Source organism: Bacillus sp. S4, from assembly GCF_040838205.1.
GTDB classification, from domain to species: domain Bacteria; phylum Bacillota; class Bacilli; order Bacillales; family Bacillaceae_G; genus Bacillus_A; species Bacillus_A cereus_U.
The window spans coordinates 1-5274 of sequence record NZ_JBFPJI010000235.1; the positions used below are offsets into that span (position 1 = coordinate 1).

Here is a 5274-nt window from a genome sequence, read left to right on the forward strand (position 1 = left end):
TTATTTAACCTCTAAACTAAACCAGTTATTCACTCCGTATACTAACGTAACTAATGCTCCTATTACACCAAAAACAACAATATTTATACCAATTGACGAACCGAATAAAACAGCCATCATTGACACCATCAGTAATAGCATGGCGATACTATTTATCTTAATTTCTACTATTTCGCCATCCTTTACTTTCTTTTCTTTACTTCCAAAAAAGAATTGTTTTACTTTAATATTCGCTTCATCTAATTCAAAAGGAAGCGTATATTCTTCGTTATTCTCAAGTTTCATTACTACTTCGTTATCTACCTTTACAGCAACTCTTGTTGCTCCGCCCATCATACCCGTTGCCCTTATTACTTTAATGCTCATATTAAATCCCCCTATTAGATTTCACTGCAACTATTAAGAAATTCCCCTTGTTGCACACTACTTCATCCTCAGTTCAATAAACATAATATTCCAAAAGATATTATAACAAGTCCCCGTCCAATATTTTGTCAAAATTTGTCGCGTTTCTACAAAAAGGATATTTTATCCATTATCATAGTAAAAAGACTCTTACAATAGTAAGAGTCTCTTTTATAAAGTAAAACCTTCATTAGCGGAAGGATTATTACTTCATAAAGCTGGGCCATCTGCAAATAGGAACATACTATCACTTCGGCTGTAAAGTTAATACTTTCCCTTCAATTCCATCTGTATTTAAAGTAGTCGTATGATACTCACCATTCACCCAATCATCTATTTGATCATGATACCAATCGCTTCTAAAATGTCCTGACTGTCCCGGCCCCACTATATGATAACCGTTTGACATATCTTTCGTATCAATGACAAATCTCCATGAAGCACCGTGATTTACAATACCATTATCTCCGTAATTCGCTGCTTGAACCGTAACTTGACTTCCTCCAATTGGAACTGGTTTCTCACGATTAAATGCGAGTAGTGCTAATATACTAGATGATCTCGAAATTGGATGTGTAAAAGCAAGTTGATGGTAATCGCCCCACTTCCACTCTGCAACATCGGGTCCATACTCCTTCTGTAATTTCTTCATTACATTCTCGTACGATGTATGCACAACTTCTGTGAAGCCTCCGTACTTCGTAAACCAAGCACTATTTTCACCGTTTACTTCTTTACGAATTAGTTCATCGACAACTTGTTGTTTCCCTTCAAATAACTCCATTACATCTTTCGGTACTTCTTTTGAAAATAACGTATTCGAAATCTCTTTCATTAACAAATGGAATATTAATGGTGCCGCTTCATCTTTACTATCGTAAAAGTTCCACTTTGTTAATTGTTTGACGCCTTCTTTCTCCACTTCATTTAAATCTGTTTTATTTAACTCTTTTAAAAATATAGGAGCAAATTCTTTCCCGTATAAATTCTTTTGATCCATCTGTAACTTTTGTAAATCTTTCACCGTATATTTTTCCTTCTCTTGTAAAAACTCTTGAATGCGCATTTGCCTATATGGCTGTGCCCACGTATTACTAATATGGTACGGATAATTATCATCAACAATTTTATTATTCGCAGTTGAAATGAACCCTTGTTTTGGATTTATTACTTTTGGAAGCTGATCAAATGGGATATACCCTTCCCATTCATATTCATCTGTCCATCCTGGAACTGGCAAACTACCATCGCCTTTTTTACGCACTGGTATATTTCCATTCGCTTTATAAGCAATTGTGCCGTCATTTGATGCAAACAAAAAGTTTTGAGTCGGTGTGTGAAAATCTTGAAGAGCTGTTTCAAACTCATTCCAGTTTTTTGCTTTATTCATATTTAATACTGCCTTTAATTCAGCTGAAGGCTCTAAAGCAGTCCATTTCAAAGCGAATACTGTTTTCGTTTTCTCCTTACCCTTATCCGCAAACTCTGAAATTACTGGACCGTGCCTCGTAATTGTAACGTTATACGGAATTGTTTTCCCGCCTTTTACTTTAATAGATTCATCAACAACCGTAGCCTTTTCCCATTTATCGTTATACAAAAATTCATTTTCATTATTAGGATTTCTCTTTTCAATATATAAATCTTGTACATCAGGACCAGTATTCGTAACACCCCATGCAATTTTGTCATTGTGCCCTAATATAACACCTGGTACTCCAGCAAAAATAACGCCACTCACATGTAAATCTTTCATGTCAAGTCTCGTTTGATACCATATAGAAGGTGTCGCAAGCGATAAATGAGGATCATCCGCTAAAATCGGTTTACCAGACACACTCTTCTCACCGCTTATCACCCAGTTATTACTACCGTTAAACTCCGGCGGAATTACTGTCTTTGAAAAACTTTGTGCTACATTCACATTTGTATTTTTCAGTTCAGCGAGCAATCTAGGTGCATCTTTCGGATATGTAGGAAATAGCTCATTTGCTTGCTTTTCCGGAAGATTTTTCAACGCCCAATATCGAAATGCCTGTCCATGCCAATGTCCTCCTAAATCAAACGCCATATACTTTCCGATCGTTAAAGAATCAACCATTGACCATTCAGCAGGTTCATAACCTAATAGAGTAAACTCCACTGGCAATTTCTTTTCGGCCTTCGCCTCACGTATAAAAGCATTCACCCCATCAGCAAATGACTGCAGGGCATATTTCGCTTCCCCATCATATTGACTAACAGATGCTTCTGCCGCTCGCCGTAAACCGAGCGTTCGAAACAACTTATCTCGATCAACAGCTGCTTCCCCTACAACTTCACTTAACATACCAGAAGCTTGCCTTCTACTTAAATCCATTTGAAACAAACGATCTTGCGCTTGTACATACCCTTGCGAAAAATATAAATCATGTGCATTTCCCGCTTTAATATGCGGTATTCCTTTACTATCCCGCTTCACCGTAACAGCGTGTTGTAAATCCTCAAGTTTTATCGTTCCATCTATCTTTGGCATAGAACTAAGCGTATATATGTTCAAAAAAATCATAACGCAAATAAACAAAAAAAGAACGATACTACTAGACCAAATGAAAATTCTTTTTCCCCTATTTCGTTTCTTTTTTATGACGACTTCCATACAATCCCTCCTCTCTCAATCTATTCGCTTCTATTGTAAAAGAACCTTTTAGAAAAGAAGAAATCATTACTTGCTCATGCTATGGATCATACAAACTGAACACTTCTCTCTTACGCACTATTTCCTTTCCTTTACTGAAGCTTACTCGTCCTTTCTTACACCAATTCCTCAAAATCCCCTGCACATAAGCAAGTGTTCCCTTATTATTTTCAAACGCGATTTTAAGCGCCTCTAGTACTGTCTCTCCTGAAACTTTTTGTATCCACCCCTTCAATTCCTTCACGATATATGGAGATAGACTACTTATATTTTGTTCGTAAAACTTATAAACTTTACTATGCGAAGTAGCCTCTTCTACCGTTTCTACCTCTTTCATATCTTCTTTCTCTTCAATAACTGCTTGTGAACCCTCTTCTTTCGGCATACCAAAATACTGTAGTAATAATGGAATCTTGTATTCTTCTTCAAGACATTTACGTAAAAACATATGTATGAACTCGTTACTTTTCACAGTCTTTAACTCACGTAACACACACTTCTCTACATTCGTATTTAAAATAGGGTTATAATGTAGCCAATTTATTATGAATAACTCTTTCGTTTCCGCATCATATAAAATCTTCCCGTATTCCACAAACCGGTTCAATAACTTCTCAACAGTCTCCATACTGTAACCAGTTTCAAGCTCTGCCAAACGCTTTGGCAATATGTAAATACCACATTGCTTCGTTTTCGTACCAGTTAACAAATATATATAAAAATAACGCTCTTCTGGCGTTAAATCTAATATGAATTCATCTTGCCAAAAGTTCACCTGCACATTACGGTACACCGCCATCAGTTTCCCTCCACTCTTTGCTAGCAAATAGGAAAATTCCAATCCTTCAATATAAATATAAGAATGAGGTAACGGTTTTGGCATTCGAATTTCAATTTTTTTTACTACTACTACACCGGTTTTATTTTTTCGCGCTTTTTTGTTCTTGTAGTTGTTTTTGTTTTTGTTTTTTCTTTTTCTTTTTCTTAGTGATTTATTACTTGGTAGGTGCTTATGAGGGGCTTTGAAGGGGCTTATATAGTGTTTTCATTCCCCTCTTATCTGATGTCTAATTACAAATGTCTCCAACAATCTTCATACATTGCAGACAGCCATTATGATTCACCTGCTCATATTTACCGGAAAACAAAAAGCACTTGTTGCCTTCGTAGACAATTCAGTGCTTTAAGGTTGAAAGTTTATAAATAAAAGTGTCTATAATCGACATAGTTGATTGAAATACAATTCTGTTACATTTATTTTAGTAACGATAATATGATACATACCGAATTATCTACAACTGAACGTTCTGGTCGAGATTTCATTAACACTGTTAATCCAATTAATGAAGTGACTAGCGTTTGTGCCAATGCTTTAGCATTCACATCACTTTGCAGTTCTCCAGACTGAATACCTTTGGCGATTAATTCTTGAAATATAACTGAAAGATACATTTGATGTTCTCTAGTCAACACTTCAAATTTTTCATTATGAGGGGCAATCTCAACCATTGTGTTAATACAAAAACAGCTATGACCTATCGTAACTTATTACGTTCTGTTCTCTTATTATTTGTAGAAGAAAGGATCTTACGTATTCGCGGAATATTAGCATTGCTTATTTTTACTTCCTTCAGTATTTTATGGACTTCATTAGTTTTACCTCTAAGTGCTGCACCATATAATCTATCACATACAGCTATCGGAGCATTTGGTCTTGCTGGAGTTGCTGGTGCATTAGCTGCCACTAAGGCCGGACAACTCGCTGATCGCGGATTCGGAGAAAGAACTACTGGCATAGCCTTATCCTTATTATTACTTTCATGGCTCCTCATTAAATTAATGAACCCTTCTCTATTCCTACTAGTTATCGGCGTTATCCTTTTAGATTTAGCTGTGCAAGCTGTACATGTCACGAACCAAAGTATACTTTTCACAGTGCGTCCTGAAGCGAGAAGTCGGCTCACTGCTAGTTATATGATTTTTTATTCTATCGGCAGTGCTACAGGTGCAATTCTTTCCACAAACATTTATGCAAGCTACGGATGGAACGGAGTTTGTATATTAGGTGCATCTGTTAGTGCTTGTGCTCTTTTATTCTGGGCAATGACCTTACGACGATCATCACAACTAAAAGAAGACTAATTCATAAGTATATTTTTTAATATGTGTTTTTCTACAAGACTATAGAATAC

General features: G+C 36.1%; 3 protein-coding genes and 2 pseudogenes. 1 reads left to right on the forward strand and 4 read right to left on the reverse strand.

Annotated elements, in window-relative coordinates; all coding sequences use genetic code 11:
- The 4 genes and pseudogenes from AB3X48_RS17285 to AB3X48_RS17300 all read right to left on the reverse strand — a co-directional run.
- On the reverse strand, positions 1 to 366 hold the full coding sequence (locus AB3X48_RS17285; RefSeq protein WP_002199937.1) for a hypothetical protein: 366 nt from the start codon (positions 364 to 366) through the stop codon (positions 1 to 3).
- A 286-nt stretch (positions 367 to 652) separates the two neighbouring features.
- Positions 653 to 3043 (reverse strand): penicillin acylase family protein, encoded by a 2391-nt coding sequence (locus AB3X48_RS17290; RefSeq protein ID WP_088099260.1) that lies wholly within the window; start codon positions 3041 to 3043, stop codon positions 653 to 655.
- A 79-nt stretch (positions 3044 to 3122) separates the two neighbouring features.
- Positions 3123 to 3881, reverse strand: coding sequence for a DnaD domain-containing protein (locus tag AB3X48_RS17295; RefSeq protein ID WP_016105386.1), 759 nt, complete (start codon positions 3879 to 3881; stop codon positions 3123 to 3125).
- A 455-nt stretch (positions 3882 to 4336) separates the two neighbouring features.
- A pseudogene (locus AB3X48_RS17300) lies at positions 4337 to 4621 on the reverse strand (TetR family transcriptional regulator C-terminal domain-containing protein); the annotation flags it as partial.
- On the opposite strand from AB3X48_RS17300, the pseudogene AB3X48_RS17305 reads away from it, so the two are divergent.
- Positions 4601 to 5224 (forward strand): annotated as a pseudogene (locus AB3X48_RS17305) (MFS transporter); the annotation flags it as partial. The pseudogenes AB3X48_RS17300 and AB3X48_RS17305 overlap by 21 nt on opposite strands.
- Positions 5225 to 5274 lie beyond the last annotated feature (50 nt).